The organism is Streptomyces sp. NBC_01390, assembly GCF_045040105.1.
Classification (GTDB): Bacteria; Actinomycetota; Actinomycetes; order Streptomycetales; family Streptomycetaceae; genus Streptomyces.
Window position 1 is genome coordinate 1,385,824 of sequence record NZ_CP109551.1, and the last position, 19,430, is coordinate 1,405,253.

The window sequence follows — 19,430 nt, forward strand, 5'->3', positions numbered from 1 at the left end:
GAAGCGAAGCGGAAGTCACCGCGCCGGTCCGCGACCGCCGCGGTGGCCGTGGATTCTGCTGGTCACCCAGCGTCGGGAGGTGCGGTTCCTGTACTGGCCGCCACGACGTCCCACCGAGCACCGGGACCTTCGGATCGCCGCTCCCCTCGTAGCACCCGATCCCCCTCAACCCCCTGGTTCTCCTGGGCGGTTGAGGGGGTTGCTTTGCCAGATAATTGCTGCCTGTGTACTCCAGAGTTCAAACAGCTGCTGTGTGATCACTGTCATGAACCTGAGCCACCCCCCAACGGGCGTACGGGCGGCTGTCGTTGCCGCGTGTGCCCTGCTCCTGGTCGCGGGCCGCGCTGACGCCGCGTCGCCCGTCCACCCCCACGATCACCTCAGATCGGGCCCGGTCGACCCCACGACGACCACCGCCGTCACCGCCCTGACCGCCCAGGACGACAAGGGTGACGACGGCGATGACGACGGTGACGGCACCGACCGCGACGACCCGACCGCCGGGTTTGCCCAGCAGAACCGCATGAAGACGGCCCCCGGCGACTCCATCGGACCCGGCGCGCTGACCCACGCCTACGCACAGGCAGGGAAACTGCCGACCGTGCCGACCCGGTGGTCGGAGGTCACGGACGTCCCGCTCCAGCAGGAGGACAAGGAGTACGCCGACCCCGTCGCCTCGAACTTCGGTTCGGGGTTCGGTCTTGTCAGCGGCCGGGTCTCCTCGCTCGCCGTCGACGGGCACACCGTGTACGAGGGCGCCGCCGACGGCGGCCTGTGGCGTTCGGACGACGACGGCCGGCACTGGAAGCCCCTGTCCGACCAGCAGCAGACCCTCGCCATGGGCGCCCTGGCCGTGAACCCCGCCGACCACTCCCTGTGGATCGGCACCGGCGAACCCAGCAACTCCGGCGACTCCTACACCGGCCTCGGCATCTACCGCTCCACCGACCGGGGCCGCACCTGGAAGCAGGTGGGCAGGCGCATCGACGGCAGCATCGTCCCCCGCATCACCTTCGACGGCCGGGGACACGTCTACGCCGCCACCAACGAGGGCGTCCTGCGCCGCGCCGCCGACGACATCACCGCCGACTGGACGGTGGCCCTCGCCCCCGGCGACCCGGACACCAGCTGGTCCTCGGCCGCCACCGACGTCGCCGTACGCCCCGGTACCGGCGGACAGCAGGTGACCGCCGTGATCGCGCGCCAGTTCACCGGGCCCGGGGACGCCAACGGCGTCTACGAGTCCGACGACCACGGCAGGCCCGGCACCTGGCACAAGGTCACCCCGACCGGTGACCTGGCGAGCGTCACCCCCGGCCGGTCGACCCTGTCGTACTCGGCCGACGGCCGTGAACTGTTCGCCCTCGTCGGCGATGCCACGAACGGCAGCAGCGACGGCGACGTCTTCCGCTCGGCCACCGGTGACGCGGCCGGGCCCTGGACGACGGTCGCCGACGAGGACATCCTCAAGGCGTCGGGCGCGCAGAACAGCGACGCGGCCGGCGCCGCCTGGTACAACCAGTACGTCGCCGTGGACCCCGCCGACCCCGACCACGTGTACGCGGGCTTCTCCGAGGTGTTCGAGAGCTGGGACGCCGGAATAACCTGGGCGACCATAGGCCCGTACTGGAACTACGGCCTGAAGTGCTACACCAACGGCCTGATAGCCGGCGGCTGCCCGATGACCACCCACGCCGACCAGCACGCCATCGCCTTCGGCCCCGGCAACCGCGTCTACTTCGGCAACGACGGCGGCGTCTACGAGCGCCAGGCGACCCTGCGCCCGGACCCCGAGCTGCCCTCGAAGGGCTGGACCAACCTCAACCAGGACCTGCACACCCTCCAGTACTACGACGCCGCGTACGGCACCGACCCGAAGACCGGCGCCCTGTCCACCTGGGGCGGCACCCAGGACAACGGCAACGTACTGAGCCTGCCCGGCGCGCGGGAGCTGTACCAGCCCTCGGGCGGCGACGGCGGCTTCGTCCTCGTCGACCCGCACAACGCCGACCGCGCCGTCAACGAGTACGTCGACCTGGACATGTCGCTGACCACCAACGGCGGCCGCTCCGACGGCACCACGCCCTCCTTCACCACCATCTCGCCCGCCTGCGACTGGAACGCCGATCTCAAGGGCTGCGACCCCGGACCCGAGTTCATCGCCCCCTACACCTCCGACACCGCCGACGTGAACCACTGGGTCGCGGGCGGACGTTACGTGTGGGACAACGCCGGCAAGGGCTGGAACACCCGCTGCACCGCCGACTCCTGCGACTGGACCGCCGTCCACGACACCGGTGAGGACCACTCCGTCACCGCCCTCGGTGTGAACGGCACGGTCACGTACACCGGTTGGGAGGACTGGAGCGGCGACCAGTACGCCAGCGGCATCGACACCAATGCCGGCGGCACCTGGCACCGGCTCACCGCGCCGCTGCCCACCCGGTACGTCACCTCGCTCACCGTCGACCCGCACGACGCCCTCCATGTCTGGGCCACGTACGGCGGCTTCACCCGCTCCTACGTCTCCGGCGCGGGCGAGGGCCACGTATTCGAGAGCTCCGACGGTGGCACCACCTGGACCGACCGCACCGGCGACCTGCCGGACGCGCCGGCCGGGGCGCTCGCCCTGTGGCACGGCCACGTGGTCGTCGGCACGGACGTCGGCGTCTTCGCCGCCGCGCCCACCGCAACCGGCTCGTACACCTGGTACCGGCTCGGCGGCACACTGCCCCACGCCGGGGTCGTCTCCCTGGACGTCTCGCCCGACGGCGGGCACCTCCTGGTGGCGACCCACGGACGCGGACTCTGGTCGGCGCAGGCACTGCGGTAACGCCGCTGCTCCCGACGTCCAGGGGACGGAATGACGTTGGGGGCGGGCGCCCGTTCGTTCGGGCGCCCGCCCCCAACAGCCGTTCCGCTACCCGGAGCGGGTAGTGGTCAGAGATATGCCAGGAGAGGTCGTTGCGTGTGCCGTCACCTTGCGGTGTGTCGACCAAGTCGACCTGCTCGACGAGGCCCAGTCACCCGAACCCCAGCGGCGGCAGACTGAAGGCCTGCCGTGCGCTCCTCCATCCCCCGAATTACCGGTAGTTCGTTGAATCCGGCGGTAGAGGTCAATGCCGTGTCCGGTGGTGACTGCGTCGATCAGGGCCTGGAGGTCGGGGAGTGGGTCCTTGTCCGTCCATGCCCGCCACCATCGGCTGAGGGTGGTGGCGGGGGTGAGCCAGGAACGGATGGACCGTAATGCCCTGGGCCAGCAGGGCTTTTGGGGCCGGTGGGGTGTGGCTGGGCCCCGTGTCTGGTCCCAGCAGAAGGAGAAGGCGCAGTCGACCAGGGTCTGGTGGCGGCGGATGGCGCGGGCGGAGCGGACTTGGAAGTCGGCCCAGCCGAGTTCGTCCTTGATCTGCTTGTAGCTCTGCTCGATCCATGGCCGCAGGCCGTACAACCGGACGATCTCGGCGAGGTCGGCCGGCGGGTGCGGGCTGGTGGCGGCGTGGGGTGCGTCGGGGTGGGGCAGGTTGGTGGCCAGGTACCAGGTGGCCTTCTCCGGCAACGTGGCTGGGTCGGTGGTGGACACGATCAGCCGGCAGGGGGAGTCGGGTCCGTAGCCGCCCAGGCGGGCGTCGGCGGCCCACCAGGTCTCGGTGTGTCCGTCGCGGAAGTGCCGCTCCACGGGTGTCCAGTCGCCGGGCCGCTTGGCATCGCGCCAGGCCGGAGCCTGAGCGGCTTCGATGGCGGTGTGCGGCTGGTTGGCTGGGGCCCAGGTGCCGCAGGCGGCTTGAGCGCGACCACGTAGGCCAGGCCGGCCTCGCGCAATGCGAGGTGCCAAGTGTCGCTGACGGAGTAGGCGCAGTCGGCGACCACCGCCCGGCAGCCGAAGCCCGCCTCCTTGCCCCGTGCCGCGAGGGCAGCGGCCGGCTGCGGTTTCGCACGGAAGGACAGGTCGGCCCGGCCGCGGGCGAGGTGGTGAGCGGGGGTGTGGGGAGTCGCGTGCAGCGGGTAGTACACGCGGCCGTCGGTCCACACCGTGGTCACCGTGACGATGCCGTTGTCCGTCTTGCCAAGCCGGCCCAGCCACTGCCGGCCCACATGCGCGGTCGCCGTGCTGTCCTTGCGGTCCCCGGAATCGTCGATCACGATGACCCCACTCTCGTGCGGAGCCGTGGCCGACTTCTCGCGCAGCAGCTCAAGCCGCCGGTCGTTGACCTGCTCGACCTCCCAGGGCGACTCGGACAGAAAGAACTGCAGCCGCTGCACCCCGGCATCCCCGCACCCGCCACCGACTCCGCCCTCGCCGCTGGGCCAGGCTGAAGAAGAGGTCGTCGAACCGGGCCACGTACTCCTCCAACGGTCCCGGCGCGGGCGGACAGGGACGGCGAACGGTCATCTTCAGCCCCCACCAACCCGCCCTGCCGTCAATCCAAACCAACACCGGATTTGACGAACTACCGGTAGACAGCCCCTGAAGGGGCTTCACACAGACAGGACCCGAGCGGACGGCACTTGGGGGGTTCCTGTGCGTCTCAGAGAGCTGTACAGAGGCCCTGTGGCTTCCGGCTGGCCCGCCGGCCCGCTGGCCACAGCCGGTAGCGGGATACTCAGGGAGCCGTTCCCGCAGATAGTCGGTTGTCCACTCGATTTCGAGGGGGCACCCGTCCAGTACGCCGCGGAGCGCAATTGCCGCGTGCATGACCCGTTCGCTCAAGATCCGGTCGTGCGCCTCGCGGTCCCCTACGGTCGCAGGGTGGGGATGTCGAGAGCTTCCAGGACAGCCCGCAGCAAGTCACGCACGGCGCTTGAGTGAACAGCCCCTTCGGGGTGTTGTAGGAACCCTCCATACTGATCCACTGGCCCTCTCGTCTCACACATGTCTCTCACCAAATCGGCGGTGAGATGCGGACTTTGGGCCTCTGACCCGGTCTTCCATGCTCTCTGCTGGCCCTACGTACTGGGGCGGTCGTGTTACATACCCCACACGTCGAAGCACCTCTCTTGTACGAACCCTCCTTTCCCTCAGCCCGCTCGATACGTCAGGATCGGCTCCCATGGACCTGCTGACGACGCTGGTGGACAAGGGGCTGCGGCGCGAGCTGCCGACCCGCGAAGAGGCGCTGGCCGTACTGGCCACCTCCGACGACGATCTCCTCGATGTGGTGGCCGCGGCCGGGAAGGTGCGCCGGCACTGGTTCGGGCGGCGGGTGAAGCTCAACTATCTGGTGAACCTGAAGTCGGGCCTGTGCCCGGAGGACTGTTCCTACTGTTCGCAGCGCCTGGGCTCCACCACGGGCATCCTCAAGTACACCTGGCTCAAGCCGGACGAGGCCTCGAAGGCGGCGGCGGCCGGGCTGGCCGGGGGCGCCAAGCGGGTCTGTCTGGTGGCGTCCGGGCGTGGCCCGACGGACCGGGACGTGGACCGGGTCGCCGGCACCATCAAGGCGATCAAGGACCAGAACGAGGGCGTCGAGGTGTGCGCCTGCCTGGGCCTGCTCTCCGACGGCCAGGCGGAGCGGCTGCGTGAGGCGGGCGCCGACGCCTACAACCACAACCTGAACACGTCCGAGGCCACCTACGGCGACATCACCACCACCCACACCTACGAGGACCGGGTCGACACCGTCCAGAAGGCCCACGCGGCCGGACTGTCCGCCTGCTCGGGCCTGATCGCGGGCATGGGCGAGAGCGACGCGGACCTCGTCGACGTCGTCTTCTCCCTCCGTGACCTCGACCCGGACTCGGTTCCGGTCAACTTCCTGATCCCGGTCGAGGGCACCCCGCTGGCCAAGGAGTGGAACCTCACTCCGCAGCGCTGTCTGCGCATCCTGGCGATGGTCCGGTTCGTGTGCCCGGACGCGGAGGTGCGGATCGCGGGCGGCCGTGAGGTCCATCTGCGGTCGATGCAGCCACTCGCCCTGAACCTGGCCAACTCGATCTTCCTCGGCGACTACCTCACCACCGAGGGCCAGGCCGGCCAGGCCGACCTCGGCATGATCGCCGACGCCGGTTTCGAGGTGGAGAGCTCCGACCAGGTGACCCTTCCCGAGCACCGGGTGGCCGGGGGCGGCTGTGGCGCGTCATCGTCATCGTCGGGGGCGTGCGGCACGGAGGCGGGCGCCTGCGCCTCGGACGCGGCGACGCCCGAACCCCGTACGGACCTGGCCAACGAACCCCGTACCGATCTGGTGACCGTACGCCGCCGAGGTGCCGGAACGGACCTCGCGCCCAATGCCTGACCTGGCTGATCTGCCTCTGTCCCAGCTGCTCGACCTGGACCGGCGGCACGTATGGCATCCGTACGGGCCCATGCCGGGCCGGGTCGAACCGCTCGTCGTGGAGTCGGCGAGCGGGGTGCGGCTGCGGCTCGCGGACGGTTCGGGCGAACTGGTCGACGGGATGTCGTCCTGGTGGTCGGCGATCCACGGCTACAACCACCCGGTGCTCAACGAGGCGGCGCGCGAGCAGCTTTCGCGGATGAGCCACGTGATGTTCGGCGGACTCACCCACGAGCCCGCCGTACGGCTGGCGAAGCTCCTTGTCGACTTGTCGCCGGACGGACTTGAGCATGTCTTCCTCGCCGACTCGGGGTCGGTGTCGGTCGAGGTCGCGGTCAAGATGTGTCTGCAGTACTGGCGTTCGGTGGGCCGGCCGGCGAAGCAGCGCCTGCTGACCTGGCGTGGCGGCTACCACGGCGACACCTGGCAGCCGATGTCCGTGTGCGACCCCGAGGGCGGGATGCACGAGCTGTGGCAGGGCGTCCTGCCCCGCCAGGTCTTCGCGGACGCGCCGCCCACGGAGTACGACGAGTCGTACGCCGATCACCTCCGCTCGACGATCGAGCGGCACGCCGACGAACTGGCCGCCGTGATCGTCGAACCGGTGGTGCAGGGCGCGGGCGGGATGCGCTTCCACTCCCCCGCCTATCTGCGGGTGCTGCGCGAGGCGTGCGACGCGTACGGCGTGCTGCTCGTGTTCGACGAGATCGCGACCGGGTTCGGGCGCACGGGCACGCTGTTCGCGGCGGAACACGCGGCGGTGACCCCTGATGTGATGTGCGTGGGCAAGGCGCTGACCGGCGGCTATCTGACGATGGCGGCGACGCTGTGCACGGCCCGGGTGGCCGACGGCATCTCGCGCGGCGAGGTCCCGGTGCTCGCCCACGGCCCGACCTTCATGGGCAACCCGCTGGCGGCGGCCGTGGCCTGTGCCTCGATCGGCCTGCTGCTCGACCAGGACTGGCAGGCGGAGGTCAAGCGGATCGAGGCCGGACTCCGGGACGGGCTCGCGGGGGCGGCGGAACTACCCGGGGTCCGGGACGTGCGTGTGCTGGGCGCGATCGGGGTGGTGCAGCTCGACCACGAGGTGGACATGGCGGCGGCCACGGCGGCGGCCGTGCGCGAGGGCGTGTGGCTGCGGCCGTTCCGCGACCTCGTCTACACCATGCCGCCGTACGTCACCGGCGACGCGGACGTGGCCCGGATCGCGCGCGCGGTGTGCGCGGCGGCACAGAGTGCGTGAAACAGGAGGGACGAACATGCCGATCCTGGTGATCACGGGGACGGGCACGGAGATCGGCAAGACCGTCACCACTGCCGCCGTCGCCGCCACGGCACTCGCGGCGGGCCGCACGGTGGCCGTGCTCAAGCCCGCGCAGACAGGGGTACGACCGGACGAGCACGGTGACGCCGACGAGGTCGCGCGGCTCGCGGGTGACGTACGGACCCTCGAACTCGCCCGCTATCCGGACCCGTTGGCCCCGGCGACGGCCGCCCGACGAGCCGCGCTGCCACCGGTGCGGCCGGCCGAGGTGGCGGAGGCAGCCGCCAAACTCGCTGCCGAGTACGACGTGGTGCTGGTGGAGGGCGCCGGCGGGCTGCTCGTACGCTTCGACGACGAGGGCGGCACCCTGGCGGACGCGGCCGAGTTGCTGGCCGCGCCGGTACTCGTCGTCACGTCGGCGGGCCTGGGCACCCTCAACGCGACTGAACTGACGGCCCGTGAACTGTCCCGCAGAAACCTCCACTTGACGGGCATCGTCCTCGGCAGCTGGCCGAACTCTCCCGACCTGGCAACCCGTTGCAACCTGACCGACCTGCCGGATGTCGCCGAAGCACCGCTATTGGGAGCACTGCCTGCAGGGGCGGGCGCGCTACCCCCGGCCAACTTCCGCACGATGGCCGGCACTTGGCTGGCGCCGAGCCTGGGCGGCACATGGGACGCGTCGAAATTCGGGGCACGAGAAGCGCCCCTATAGGGGCGCGGGGAACTGCGCGACCAGCCCAATCCAGCGGAAAGCCAACTCACAACCCCACATCCCCAAGCAACCGCACCAACTCAATCCGCGACCGAATCCCCAACCGCGAGAACACCCCCCGCAAATGATGATCGATCGTGCGCGGACTCAACGCCAGCCGCACAGCGATCTCCCGATTCGTCGCCCCCTCCGCAGCCATCCGCGCGACCATCAACTGCTGTGCGGTCAGCCGTGTCGTGAGGTCCGTCGGGCGGGACGTGAGCGTGGCCGGCGCACCAAGTGCCCGCAACTCCGCCCGCGCCTGCGTCGCACAGTGCGGCGCCCCGAACGTCTCGAACGCCTCCAGCGCACTGTGCAGCCTGTCGCGCGCCTCGGTCCGATGCCGCAGCCGACGCAACGCACTGCCGAACAGCAGCTCCGTACGGGCGCGTTCGAAGTCCCGGGTGCCATGCGCGTGCAGGTCGAGGGCCGTGCGGTAGTGGTCGACCGCTTCGGCACCGGGGGCGAGCAGGGCGCGGCAGCGCGCACTGAGGGCCAGATCATCCGCGCTGCGGACGGCGACGGCCCAGCGGTCGTAGTCGGCGTGGGCGGCCCGTGCGACGCGGGTGTCGCCGGTGCGGACGGCGGCCTCGACATAGTGCGGGGTGGCGAGGTGCCGGATGGCGCGGTGACCGTGGCCGGGGCCGAATCCGGCGAGTGCGCGCAGCCGGGCGGCGGCGCTCTCGAAGCGGCCGGTGGACAGGTCGAGGAAGGCGAGCGCCCACAGGGCGAGCGCGGCGGGCAGGCCCAGACCGTGGGCCCGGGCGTGGGTGCGGGCGGCCTCGGCGCGTTCCCGGCAGACCTCGCCGTCGCCGGTCACCGCCGCGAACATGGCGAGGGCGGCCTGCAGATGGCAGGCGCCGTTGTCCTGACCGGTGGCGTACGCCTGCCAGAGGGCGTCGGCCGCGGCGGCCTCGGCGGCGCGTGGGCGTCCGGTCCAGAAGTCGGCGTAGGCCCGGAACTCCATGGCCTGCGGAACGGTCACCGCCTCGCCCCTGGCGCGGGCGGAGGCGGCGGCCCGTACGGTGGCGCGTTCGGCGCCGGAGTGGTCGCCGAGAAGCAGGGCGGCGATGCCGGAGTGGATGAGCAGGGTGGGGTCGCCACCGGGTCCACAGCGCCCGGCGGCGGCCTTGAGGAGGTTGCGGGCGTCCTCGTACCGTCCCTCGACGGCCGCCGCGAGTCCCGCGAGGGTGCCGGGCGGGATGACGCCGAGCCGTGCGGCCACGGTGGCCGCCTCCCGGCAGCGGCGGAGGTCGCCGGTGTAGACGGCGGCCTCGGTGGCACGTGCCAATAAGTGCACAGCGGTGTCCAGGGCGGGGTTCGGGACGCTGTACGACGACTGCGCGTCGGGGTGCGAGTCCCAGGACCCGTAGGGGTGGGACGAATACGGGTACGGGTACGGGTCGTCCGGCGTGCTGAATCGTTCCGGCTGGGCGGAGCGAGACCCTTGATCCCCGGCGGAACGATTCAGCACGCTCCCCTGCTCCAGCGCGGCCCTCGCGTGCCGGACCGCTGCCGTCAGCAGCCCGTCGAAGGCCTCGGTCGCGTTGCCCGACCGCAGGGCGAGCATGCCGCCCAGCGCGCTCTCCTCCGAGGCCGAGGCCGAGACCAGACCGCGGGCCCGGTCCCCGTCGCCGCGGTGCCAGGCGTCGGCGGCGGCCCTGGAGAACAGCCGGGACCGTTCGCGCGGGTCGGGCGAGAGAGCGGCGGCGCGCTCGCCGAGGGCGCCGGCCAGGAGGTGGTCGCCCAGCTCGCGGGCCTCGTGCGCGGCGGCCCCCAACTCGGCGGTGAGCCGTGCGCTGGGGCCGAGGGCGCCGGCGCCGCGGTGCCAGGACCGCCGGGGCGCCTCACCGTCGCCGTGCAGAACGCGGGCCAGCAGTCGGTGCACGTCCCGCCGGTCCGCCGAGGACCCGGACTCGTAGGCCGCGACGCGTGTCCAGGCGTCGCGGAAGACGACTCCGCTCGCCGTCGCGTGCGCGATCCCGGCGGCCTCGGCGGCTTCGAGGGCCCGGGTGTCGAGGTGCGCCGCGGCGACCGCGCGCAGGAAGGCGTTGGTCGCCACCGGGTACTGGTCGGCGGCGGCCAGGAGGAGGAGCAGCCGGGTGTCGTCGGGCAGGGCACGGATGTGCAGGCGGTGCGCCCGCAGCAGTTGGGGGGCGAGCGCGGCGGGTTCCGCCGGGAGCGGGTCGAGGCCCGCCGCCTGTCGTTCGGTGAGGAGCGGTACGAGTTCGGCGGCGGCGCGCGGATTTCCGTACGCGGCACGCAGGACGCGCACGCGGACGCCTTCGGGAAGCGGGGGGCCGAGCTGCTGCCACGCGTCCGTGGGCTGCGGTGGCGAAGTGCGCGGCTGAGGCGGGGGATTCACCGAGGTCACCACACAACTCACGTTACTGGCGAGTTACAAGGCGCGTAAAGACCGGCGATTTCACCGATGCGGCGCGCGTAGACGCGGCCTGACACTCCAGCCAACCCCACGTATATCAGGAGGCACCATGCAGCGCCGCACGCGACGCATCACGGCAGCCGTCTCGGCCGTCGTGTCCTCGATGCTCCTGTCCCTCTCCCTCACCGCCACCCCCGCCCAGGCCGCGACCCACAATCCGATCGTCTTCGTGCACGGCATCAGCAGTTCGTCGAGCAGTTGGAACGACTGGGTCGCCGACTTCAAGGCCGACGGCTACACGGCCTCCGAGCTGGACGCCTGGACGTACTCCTGGTCCCAGTCGAACGTCACCACGGCCCAGCAACTGGCCACCGAGGTCAGACGAGTTCTGGCCGCGACGGGTGCCTCGAAGGTGGATCTCGTCGTCCACTCGATGGGCACGCTGAGCGCTCGCTACTACCTCAAGAACCTCGGCGGAACCGCCTACGTCGACGACTTCGTCTCCACGGCCGGCACCAATCACGGCACGACGATCGCCTCGTTGTGCGCCTGGCTGTACACCTCGTGCGCCGAGATGAACACCGGAAGTTCGTTCCTGACATCGCTGAACTCGGGCGACGAGACCCCGGGCAGTGTGTCGTACGCCAGTTACTGGTCCAACTGCGACGAGGCGCTCAACCCGGACAGCACGGCGCTGCTGAGCGGCGCCACGAACGTCGAGGTCGGCTGCATCTCGCACGACGAGATGAACAACGACCACGGCGTCTACACCCAGGTCCGCGACTTCATCGCCTGATTCCGGCCGATTCCGGCTGCTTTCTGTCGACAGCGAGGGTGCGCGGGTCCCGTCAGGAGGACAATCACGGTAAGGCCAGTCCTCCCCGGGAGGTCCCCATGCCGCTACGGTCCGCCGCGGGCTCCGGCAAGGTGCCGCGGGATCCCGTGCACCATCCGCTGTTCGCCCGTTACTACGCCCGGCTCAGCGTGGCCGCCGAGACCCGGATGGGTCTGGGTGCCGTACGGGGCCGGCTGCTCGCCGGGCTCTCCGGGCGGGTGATCGAGATCGGCGCCGGCAACGGGCTGAACTTCGCGCACTATCCGGGCACCGTCTCGGAGGTCGTCGCGATCGAACCCGAGCGCCTGCTGCGGCAGTTGGCCCTGGAGGCGGCGATGCGCTGCGAGGTACCGGTCGATGTCGTCCCGGGCGTCGCGGAGGCTCTGCCGGTGAAGAGCGAGGCGTTCGACGCGGTGGTGCTCTCGCTGGTGCTGTGCGGTGTCCGGGACGTCTCCCGGGCACTCAGCGAGGTACGGCGGGTACTGCGGCCCGGCGGTGAGGTGCGGTTCTTCGAGCACGGCATCGGGGGCGGCCCCACGATGCGCTTCGCCCAGCGCGCCCTCGACCGCACGGTGTGGCCCGCGCTCGCCGGAGGCTGCCATCTGTCCCGGGACCCGGTGGCCGCACTGCGGGACGCCGGGTTCGAACTCGGCCCGTACCGGCGGCTGTTGCTCTCCGAGCAGGGACCGCGGCTGCCCATCTCGTACTGCGTGATGGGCAGCGCGTGGCGTCCCGCGCGGCCGGGATCGGAGTCGAAGCCCGGGCTCGACGCCTCATAGGCTGCACGCCTCACAGGCTCCACTGGCGCAGTTCGTGCGCGATGTCGTGCACCGAGGCGTCGCCGGTCTTCACCAGCCGGGCCAGGTCGCGCACCTGCTCGGGCGAGGTGACGACCTTGACCCCGCTGGCGATGAGGTAGGCGTAGGCGACCGCTGAGGCGAACAACGCGTTGGAGCGCTCCAACGCCGGTACATGCAGCAGGAGTTGGAGCAGGGCGGCGGCCCGGGCGTGCGGGTTGTCGTAGACGGGGATGTCGAATATCTCGGCCTCGTGGCGGGCGACGGCGGCGACCAGGGCGCCCCAGTCGGATACCTGGGGGTCTCCGGGCGTCTTCCGTTCGGCGATCATGAGCAGCCAGGCGAGGTCGATCCTGAGGTTGCCGAAGTTGTCCAAGGGGTCAGTGACGACCTTCGCGCTTGCCCTCACGGTCCGCGCCGAACTCTTCGGCGAAGACCGACTCGTACTGCTTCATGAAGTCGGCGGCGGCCTCCACGAACGTGTGGCCCGCCTCGCCGGTGTCGTGTCTGACCAGCTCTTCGATATACCGGTTGACGCTCATCCCGCGGGCCAGGGCCTTTTCGCGCGCCGCCTGGGCGGTGCCCTCGTCCACCCGGACGTTCAGCTGAGTCTTCGCCATACCTAGACGCTAGCGCGTATGTGCTAGCACCGGCAAGGGTGCCGAGGAGTGAAAAGGGATACCGGGTGTGCGCCCCGTCACACTACGCTCGGCCGGGACAAGGAACGAGGGACGTCGGTACGACATCGGGCCGTCCACGACCAGCAAGCCATCGAAGGAGGCAGCCTTGTCCACACCTGCTGCGGAGCACGCCCCCGGGCACCCGGAGGCCGACGGGACCGCGGCCCGCACCCGCGCGCTGACCAAGGCGTACGGCACCGGCGAGACGACCGTGCTCGCCCTCGACTCGGTCGACGTGGACATCGCGCGCGGGCGCTTCACCGCGGTCATGGGTCCCTCCGGGTCGGGCAAGTCCACGCTGATGCACTGTCTGGCAGGGCTCGACACCGTGTCGGCGGGGCAGGTGTGGCTCGGCGACACGGAGATCACGGGGCTGAAGGAGCGCGACCTGACCAGGCTGCGCCGGGACCGGATCGGGTTCATGTTCCAGTCGTTCAACCTGATCCCGACCCTGAACGCCGTCGAGAACATCACCCTGCCGATGGACATCGCGGGCCAGAAGCCCGACCAGAAATGGCTGGACCAGGTCATCGACACCCTGGGACTGCGGGACCGGCTGAAGCACCGGCCGGCCCAGTTGTCCGGCGGGCAGCAGCAGCGCGTGGCCTGTGCCCGGGCGCTCGCCTCGCGCCCCGAGCTGATCTTCGCGGACGAACCGACCGGGAACCTCGACTCGCGCGCCGGGCTGGAGGTGCTCGGGTTCCTGCGCGAGGCCGTCGACAACCTCGGCCAGACGGTCGTCATGGTGACCCATGACCCGGGCGCCGCCGCCCATTCCGACCTGGTGCTCTTCCTCGCCGACGGACGGATCGTGGACGAGATGGCCCGGCCCACGGCGGAAGCGGTCCTGGAGCGTATGCGCCTCTTCTCCGGCGGAGGACAGCCCCAGGCAACCTCCCCCGGCAGCCCTGCCGACGGCGACGCCGAGGCCCCTTCCCTCACCAAGCCCACCGACGAGGACTGACACCCCGTGCTGAAGGCAACGCTCAGGAGTTTCCTCGCGCACAAGGGCAGACTTCTGCTCTCCGCGCTGGCCGTCGTCCTGTCCGTGGCGTTCGTCGCGGGCAGCCTGATCTTCTCGGACACGGTCACCCGTACCTTCGACCGGCTCTTCGCCTCCACCTCCGCCGATGTCACGGTGAATCCCCGCAAGGACTTCGAGTCGTCGGTCCCGTCCGGGGAGACCCTGACCGTGCCCGCCTCGCTGGCGCGGCGGGTCGCCGGTGTCGCCGGCGTGGCGGACGCCCACGCGGACGTGTCCGTCGAGAACATCACGGTCGTCGACAACCACAACAAGTCGGTGTCACCGACCACGGGCGCCCCCACGATCGCCACCGACTGGTACCGCACCGACCGCAGCCCCGTCGAACTCACCTCCGGCCGCCTCCCCAAGGGGGACGGCGAGGCCCTGCTGGACGCGGACACCGCCGACAGCAAGGACGTGGGCATCGGTGACACGCTCACCGTCCACGCGCAGCCGGGGTCGTTCAAGGTGAGGATCGTCGGCATCGCCACCTTCACCACCACCAACCCGGGTGCGGCGCTGCTGTTCCTGGACACGAGGACCGCGCAGACCCGGCTCCTGGGTGCGCCGGACCGGGCCACGAGCATCTCGGTGACCGCCGCGAGCGGGGTGAGCGACGCCGAGCTGAAGAGCCGTATCGCGCGGCAGATCGGCGCCACCGACTACGAGTTGAAGACATCCGCCGAACAGGCCAAGTCGGCCGCGGCCGGACTCGGCGGATTCCTCGACGTCATCAAGTACGTGATGCTGGGCTTCGCCGGCGTCGCGGTGCTCGTCGGGGTCTTCCTGATCGTCAACACCTTCTCGATGCTGATCGCCCAACGCACTCGCGAACTCGGCCTGTTGAGAGCCCTGGGCGCCGACCGCCGGCAAGTGCGCCGGTCCGTGCTCACCGAGGCGGTGCTGCTCGGTCTGGTCGGCTCGACGCTCGGCCTCGCCGCCGGGATCGGGCTGGCGGCCGGGCTGATCCAGCTGTTGAGCGCGATCGGCATGGACCTCAGGTCGGCCGACATGGTGGTGGGCTGGCCGACTCCCGTGTCGTCGTACGCCGTCGGCCTCGGGGTCACCTTCGTGGCGGCCTATCTGCCCGCTCGCCGTGCCTCGGTGGTCTCGCCCATGGCCGCGCTCCAGGACGCCGAGATCGCGGGCGTGGGGCGGCCGTTGCGGGTACGGGCGGTGATCGGCGCGATCGTCGGGGCACTCGGGGCCGCCGCACTCGTGGGCTGCGCCACGGCCGATGAGACGTCGACCTCCGCCTCCCTCCTGGGCCTCGGGGTCCTGCTCACCCTCGTAGCCACGGTGATCGCGGGCCCCCTGCTGGTCCGGCCGGTCGTCCGGGTCCTGGGCGGTGCGTTCCCGGCGCTCTTCGGGCCGGTCGGCATGATGAGCCAGCGCAACGCCCTGCGCAATCCCCGTCGTACGGGGGCCACGGCCGCCGCGCTGATGGTGGGCCTTGCCCTGGTCGGCGGGATGTCCGTGGCCAGCGCCTCGATGAGCAAGTCCTTCGACGAGCAGATCGACAGGACGCTGGGCGCCGACTTCGTCCTCCAGAACGACAACCTCGTGCCGTTCCCCCGGGAGGTCACCGACAAGGTACGGGCCACGGACGGGGTCGGTCTCGTCGTACGGCAGCGGTTCGTACCGGTCGCGGTGCGGCTCCCGGACGGCAAGCGCCTGGAGACGACGGCCGCCGGGTACGACACTCGGCTCGACGACGTCGCCCATGTCGCCTACGCGCAGGGCGACACGGCCGCCGCACTCGCGGACGGCCACCTGGCGATGTCCGCCGACTACGCGAAGGACCACGACGTGCGCGTCGGCACGGTGCTGCCGGTGGAGTTCCCGGACGGCGGCCGGACCGAGCTGACGGTCGGCGCCCTCACCGAACAGGACAGCGCCGAAGGATTCGGACCGCAGGGCGGGATCTACTTCGGGATCGCCGTCGCCGAGCGGTACGTACCCGGTGGCCAGGAGTCCGCGCTGTACGTCAACGCCGCGGCCGGCACGAGCGCCGACAAGCTGCGGCCCGCGCTGGAGCGAACCCTTGACCCGTATCCGCAGATCAAGGTGCGTGACCAGGCCGACTACAAGGAACTGATCCGCAACCAGATCTCGGTACTGCTCTACCTCGTGTACGCGCTGCTGGGGCTCGCGATCGTCATCGCGGTGCTCGGCGTGGTCAACACGCTCGCCCTGTCGGTGGTGGAGCGGACGCGTGAGATCGGGCTGCTGCGGGCCATCGGACTGTCCCGGCGGCAGCTGCGCCGGATGATCCGGCTGGAGTCGGTCGTGATCGCCGTGTTCGGCGCGGTGCTCGGGCTCGGACTCGGGCTGGTGTGGGGCGTGTGCATCCACCGGGTGCTGGCCCTCCAGGGCATGGAGGCGCTGGCGATTCCCTGGGGAACGATCGTCCTGGTGGTCGTGGGCTCGGCGGTGGTCGGCATCGTGGCCGCGCTGCTGCCCGCGTTGCGCGCGTCCCGGATGAACGTGCTGGCGGCTATCGCGCACGAGTGAAGGGCGGCGCGCCTGGGCTCGGGGGCGGGTGCCATGTGGCTGGGCTCGCAGTTCCCCGCGCCCCTTTGGTAGGGGCCTGCGGCCCCACCAAAGGGCGCGAACAGGCCCGTGGTGCGTGCAGTCGTGTGCCGCCGATCGGGTTGTGCCTATGGCGCTGTGCAGAGCGGGAAGTGACTGCTGATCAGACGGTCAAATACCTGGTCAGTGTGCTGGTGTTCGCTCCGGGGCGGCGATCTGACGGCGGGTCGGGGGCCGCCGTGCGGGTCAGTCGGGTGGGTGGCTCGAGTGGTGGGGCGGGCGCATCTGACTGACGGTGGATCACGTCGGGGCCGGGTCTCGTCAGCTGACAACACGTCAGCGCCCTGGTCACGGCGGAAGGACTTCGACCATGCGCTCTGCCCGCCTGCTCCTCGCTACCGCGACGGCCACGGCCGCTCTCGCGATCGCCGCGCCCGGCGCGTTCGCCGCCGACGGAGGCGACTGGGACAACGGTGACTCTTCCTACAGCAAGGAGCACGACAAGGACAGCAAGCACGACAAGCCGAACGGTGGAATGCACACGGGTGGCGGTGCGCTCACCGCGGTGAACGACGGCGACTGGAGCAAGGGCGACAGCTCGGACGACAGCAAGAAGGAGGACTGGAGCAAGGACGACAGCGCCGACGACAGCAGCAAGGACGACTGGAGCAAGGAAGACAGCTCGGACGAGAGCAGCAAGGGCGACTGGGGCTCCAAGCACGAGAAGCCCAGCGGTGGCATGCACACGGGTGGCGGCGCGCTCGCGTCCCCGGGTGTCACGGCCGGCGGGATGGCGGCCCTGGCGGTCGTCGGCGCCGGTGCGTTCGCGATGCGCCGCAGGAACGCGGCCGACGGGGTGTCCTGACCGATGCCTGACATAGCAGCCGGGGCCGTCGCGTGCGCACATCCACCTGTGCGCACTGCGGCGGCCCGGCCGGTTTTCCTCCGGTCCTTCTTCAGCCGCTCCCGTTGCCGCCCCCGCTCCCCCTGCCCTGTCTTCCGTCTGCGCTGATTCCGTTCAGCTGTGTTCCCGTGAGGTGGTTCCCAATGGCAACCCGGTTGCCTTCCCCTGTTGGGGCCGAGTCCGTGTCGTCCGGCCGACGGTCCCTGGTGCGTCTGGTCGCGTGGGCCGTCGTACTGCTGATCCCGGTGTTCTTCCTCTTCTCCGGAAACAACGAGTCGGCCGACGACTCCCGCGCGCCCCGCGCCGCCGCGGCCCACGCTCCCTCCTCGTCGGTCGCGCCGAAGTCCTCGGCCACCGTGCCGGCCGGAAAGCATCTGCCGCGGGCCCGTCCGACGCGGCTGCTCATTCCGGCCATCGGCGTGAACGCCCCCTTCGTCGGCCTCGCCATCGGCGACTCGGGCCGGCTCAACCCCCCGCCGGCCGACGACACCAACCTGGTCGGCTGGCAGGCGGACGGCGTGTCCCCGGGAGAGGCCGGGACGGCGATCATCGCCGGGCACGTCGACACCGCGACCTCCGCCGCGGTCTTCGCGGGGCTCAGCGAGCTGAAGAAGGGGAACCGCTTCTCCGTCAACCGGTCCGACGGGCGCACCGCCGTGTTCGTGGTCGACAGTGTCGAGGAGTTCGCCAAGGACGACTTCCCCGACCAGCGCGTGTACGCGGACACCCCGCAGGCCCAGGTCCGGCTGATCACCTGCGCCGGCGACTACGACCACACGGTGCGGGACTACACCGACAACCTCGTGGTCTTCGCCCACCTCGTCTGACCCGTAGGCGTCCGGCTGGGGCCCACCTGGGGGATCAGCGGTGGCGAACCGGAACACCCGCTCCTAGCTTCGGCATATGACCAGACGACATATCACCCACCTCGTATGCACCGCCGCTGTCGTGGCATCGGGGCTGGGTGCCGCGGCGCCGACGGACCACCGCTCGGCGCATCAGGTACTCCGAATCCACCGGGTACAGCCCGGCGAATCGATCCAGCAGGCGGTGAACGCCGCCCGGCCGGGGGACACCGTTGTCCTCTCCCCCGGCACCTATCACGAGAGCGTCCGCATCACGGTGTCGGACCTGACGCTGCGGGGCTCCGTCGCCGGACCCGCCGTCATCGTGCCCGGCCCGGCCTCCGCCGACAACACCTGTGCCACCGCGGGCAACGGCATCTGCGTGACCGGCACGAAGAGCGCTCCCCTCAAGGGCGTCACCCTGCGCTCACTGACGATCCGGGGCTTCGCCAAGAACGGCCTGTGGGCGTCGTGGACCGATCAGCTGAAGGTCAAGAACCTGACCTCCGAGAAGAACGGCCAGTGGGGCATCGCCCAGGAGAGGTCCGTACGCGGCGTGTTCAGCCACAACGTCGCCGAGCAGAACGGCGACGCCGGACTCTTCGTCGCCAACACCGTCGACCGGGAGGACGGCGCCCAGGACAGCAAGGGCACCGAGATCGACCACAACCGGCTGCTCGGCAACCGCATCGGCCTCACGGTGCGCCGCCTGCGGAACCTGACCGTCGACCACAACGAGGCGACCGGGAACTGCACCGGGGTGTTCGTCGTCGGCGACGAGGGCACCCCTCGCGCCGGGGCGATGACCCTGAGCCACAACCGCGTCCTGGCCAACAACAAGCTGTGCCCGAAGACCCCCCGACTGCCCTTCCTGCAGGGCTCGGGCATCGTCCTCACGGGCTCCGAGAAGACCCTGGTGACGAAGAACAGGGTCGAGGACAACGTGGGCACCTCCCCGCTGTCGGGCGGCATCGTGCTGTTCAAGAGCTTCGTGGGCGCCCTCAACGAGAACAACGAGATCCGCGACAACGTGGTGCTGCGCAACGGCGCGGCAGATCTCGTCGACGGGGATCCCGGCAGGAACAACACCTTCCGGGGCAACACCTGCGGGGTCTCCGAGCCCGCCGGAATGTGCTGACC

The 19,430-nt window shown here is 70.7% G+C and carries 16 protein-coding genes; 11 read left to right on the forward strand and 5 right to left on the reverse strand.

Annotation, left to right across the window (positions count from 1 at the left end):
- Window positions 1-265: 265 nt before the first annotated feature.
- The gene (locus OG241_RS05930) at window positions 266-2,833 is read left to right on the forward strand and encodes a hypothetical protein (RefSeq protein WP_405814083.1); all 2,568 of its coding nucleotides are present in this window, start codon (window positions 266-268) and stop codon (window positions 2,831-2,833) included.
- 87 nt (window positions 2,834-2,920) lie between these two features.
- Here the strand turns inward: OG241_RS05930 and OG241_RS05935 are convergent, their stop codons facing one another.
- Entirely contained in the window at window positions 2,921-3,676 is a 756-nt protein-coding gene (locus tag OG241_RS05935; protein WP_405814084.1) for a hypothetical protein, read from the reverse strand.
- Window positions 3,583-4,260 carry a transposase gene (locus OG241_RS05940; protein ID WP_405814085.1) on the reverse strand — a complete coding sequence of 226 codons (678 nt, stop codon included), beginning with the start codon at window positions 4,258-4,260 and terminating at the stop codon, window positions 3,583-3,585. The genes OG241_RS05935 and OG241_RS05940 overlap by 94 nt, the downstream gene beginning before the upstream one ends.
- Window positions 4,261-5,048: 788 nt before the next feature.
- On the opposite strand from OG241_RS05940, the gene bioB reads away from it, so the two are divergent.
- The 3 genes from bioB to bioD are packed head-to-tail and all read left to right on the forward strand — an operon-like array spanning window position 5,049 to window position 8,251.
- Window positions 5,049-6,233, forward strand: coding sequence for a biotin synthase BioB (gene bioB, locus OG241_RS05945; RefSeq protein WP_405814086.1), 1,185 nt, complete (start codon window positions 5,049-5,051; stop codon window positions 6,231-6,233).
- Window positions 6,226-7,515 carry an adenosylmethionine--8-amino-7-oxononanoate transaminase gene (locus OG241_RS05950; protein ID WP_405814087.1) on the forward strand — a complete coding sequence of 430 codons (1,290 nt, stop codon included), beginning with the start codon at window positions 6,226-6,228 and terminating at the stop codon, window positions 7,513-7,515. Before bioB ends, OG241_RS05950 begins: the two co-directional genes overlap by 8 nt.
- A 16-nt stretch (window positions 7,516-7,531) precedes the next feature.
- Complete coding sequence (gene bioD / locus OG241_RS05955) at window positions 7,532-8,251, forward strand: dethiobiotin synthase (protein ID WP_405814089.1); 720 nt, start codon at window positions 7,532-7,534, stop codon at window positions 8,249-8,251.
- Window positions 8,252-8,297: 46 nt separating this feature from the next.
- Here the strand turns inward: bioD and OG241_RS05960 are convergent, their stop codons facing one another.
- Window positions 8,298-10,667 carry a LuxR C-terminal-related transcriptional regulator gene (locus OG241_RS05960; protein ID WP_405814091.1) on the reverse strand — a complete coding sequence of 790 codons (2,370 nt, stop codon included), beginning with the start codon at window positions 10,665-10,667 and terminating at the stop codon, window positions 8,298-8,300.
- Between the two features lie 115 nt (window positions 10,668-10,782).
- On the opposite strand from OG241_RS05960, the gene OG241_RS05965 reads away from it, so the two are divergent.
- The gene (locus OG241_RS05965; RefSeq protein ID WP_405814092.1) at window positions 10,783-11,469 is read left to right on the forward strand and encodes an esterase/lipase family protein; all 687 of its coding nucleotides are present in this window, start codon (window positions 10,783-10,785) and stop codon (window positions 11,467-11,469) included.
- 98 nt (window positions 11,470-11,567) lie between these two features.
- Window positions 11,568-12,287: a class I SAM-dependent methyltransferase gene (locus OG241_RS05970; RefSeq protein WP_405814094.1), complete on the forward strand. Its 720-nt coding sequence runs from the start codon at window positions 11,568-11,570 to the stop codon at window positions 12,285-12,287.
- 10 nt (window positions 12,288-12,297) lie between these two features.
- On the opposite strand, the gene OG241_RS05975 is transcribed toward OG241_RS05970, so the two are convergent.
- Both OG241_RS05975 and OG241_RS05980 read right to left on the reverse strand, forming a co-directional pair.
- Window positions 12,298-12,636, reverse strand: a complete 339-nt coding sequence (locus OG241_RS05975; protein WP_319098392.1) for a fic family toxin-antitoxin system, toxin component — start codon at window positions 12,634-12,636, stop codon at window positions 12,298-12,300.
- A gap of 49 nt (window positions 12,637-12,685) precedes the next feature.
- Window positions 12,686-12,925, reverse strand: a complete 240-nt coding sequence (locus OG241_RS05980; protein WP_405814095.1) for a toxin-antitoxin system HicB family antitoxin — start codon at window positions 12,923-12,925, stop codon at window positions 12,686-12,688.
- Window positions 12,926-13,091: 166 nt separating this feature from the next.
- Here OG241_RS05980 and OG241_RS05985 point away from each other — a divergent pair, with 166 nt between their 5' ends.
- From OG241_RS05985 to OG241_RS06005, 5 genes are all read left to right on the forward strand, one after another.
- Window positions 13,092-13,949 carry an ABC transporter ATP-binding protein gene (locus tag OG241_RS05985; protein WP_405814097.1) on the forward strand — a complete coding sequence of 286 codons (858 nt, stop codon included), beginning with the start codon at window positions 13,092-13,094 and terminating at the stop codon, window positions 13,947-13,949.
- Window positions 13,950-13,955: 6 nt separating this feature from the next.
- The gene (locus tag OG241_RS05990; RefSeq protein WP_405814098.1) at window positions 13,956-16,523 is read left to right on the forward strand and encodes an ABC transporter permease; all 2,568 of its coding nucleotides are present in this window, start codon (window positions 13,956-13,958) and stop codon (window positions 16,521-16,523) included.
- Window positions 16,524-16,911: 388 nt separating this feature from the next.
- Window positions 16,912-17,406: a hypothetical protein gene (locus OG241_RS05995; RefSeq protein ID WP_405814099.1), complete on the forward strand. Its 495-nt coding sequence runs from the start codon at window positions 16,912-16,914 to the stop codon at window positions 17,404-17,406.
- Window positions 17,407-17,588: 182 nt separating this feature from the next.
- Window positions 17,589-18,272 carry a class F sortase gene (locus OG241_RS06000; RefSeq protein ID WP_405814101.1) on the forward strand — a complete coding sequence of 228 codons (684 nt, stop codon included), beginning with the start codon at window positions 17,589-17,591 and terminating at the stop codon, window positions 18,270-18,272.
- A gap of 76 nt (window positions 18,273-18,348) precedes the next feature.
- Window positions 18,349-19,428, forward strand: a complete 1,080-nt coding sequence (locus OG241_RS06005; protein ID WP_405814103.1) for a nitrous oxide reductase family maturation protein NosD — start codon at window positions 18,349-18,351, stop codon at window positions 19,426-19,428.
- Window positions 19,429-19,430: the final 2 nt, after the last annotated feature.

Bases quoted from the DNA above. Each gene is read 5' to 3' on its own strand.
- OG241_RS05930 (WP_405814083.1), top strand. From the start codon at position 266: ATGAACCTGAGCCACCCCCCAACGGGCGTACGGGCGGCTGTCGTTGCC.
- bioB (WP_405814086.1), top strand. From the start codon at position 5,049: ATGGACCTGCTGACGACGCTGGTGGACAAGGGGCTGCGGCGCGAGCTG.
- OG241_RS05950 (WP_405814087.1), top strand. From the start codon at position 6,226: ATGCCTGACCTGGCTGATCTGCCTCTGTCCCAGCTGCTCGACCTGGAC.
- bioD (WP_405814089.1), top strand. From the start codon at position 7,532: ATGCCGATCCTGGTGATCACGGGGACGGGCACGGAGATCGGCAAGACC.
- OG241_RS05965 (WP_405814092.1), top strand. From the start codon at position 10,783: ATGCAGCGCCGCACGCGACGCATCACGGCAGCCGTCTCGGCCGTCGTG.
- OG241_RS05970 (WP_405814094.1), top strand. From the start codon at position 11,568: ATGCCGCTACGGTCCGCCGCGGGCTCCGGCAAGGTGCCGCGGGATCCC.
- OG241_RS05975 (WP_319098392.1), bottom strand. From the start codon at position 12,636: ATGATCGCCGAACGGAAGACGCCCGGAGACCCCCAGGTATCCGACTGG.
- OG241_RS05980 (WP_405814095.1), bottom strand. From the start codon at position 12,925: ATGGCGAAGACTCAGCTGAACGTCCGGGTGGACGAGGGCACCGCCCAG.
- OG241_RS05995 (WP_405814099.1), top strand. From the start codon at position 16,912: ATGCGCTCTGCCCGCCTGCTCCTCGCTACCGCGACGGCCACGGCCGCT.
- OG241_RS06000 (WP_405814101.1), top strand. From the start codon at position 17,589: ATGGCAACCCGGTTGCCTTCCCCTGTTGGGGCCGAGTCCGTGTCGTCC.
- OG241_RS06005 (WP_405814103.1), top strand. From the start codon at position 18,349: ATGACCAGACGACATATCACCCACCTCGTATGCACCGCCGCTGTCGTG.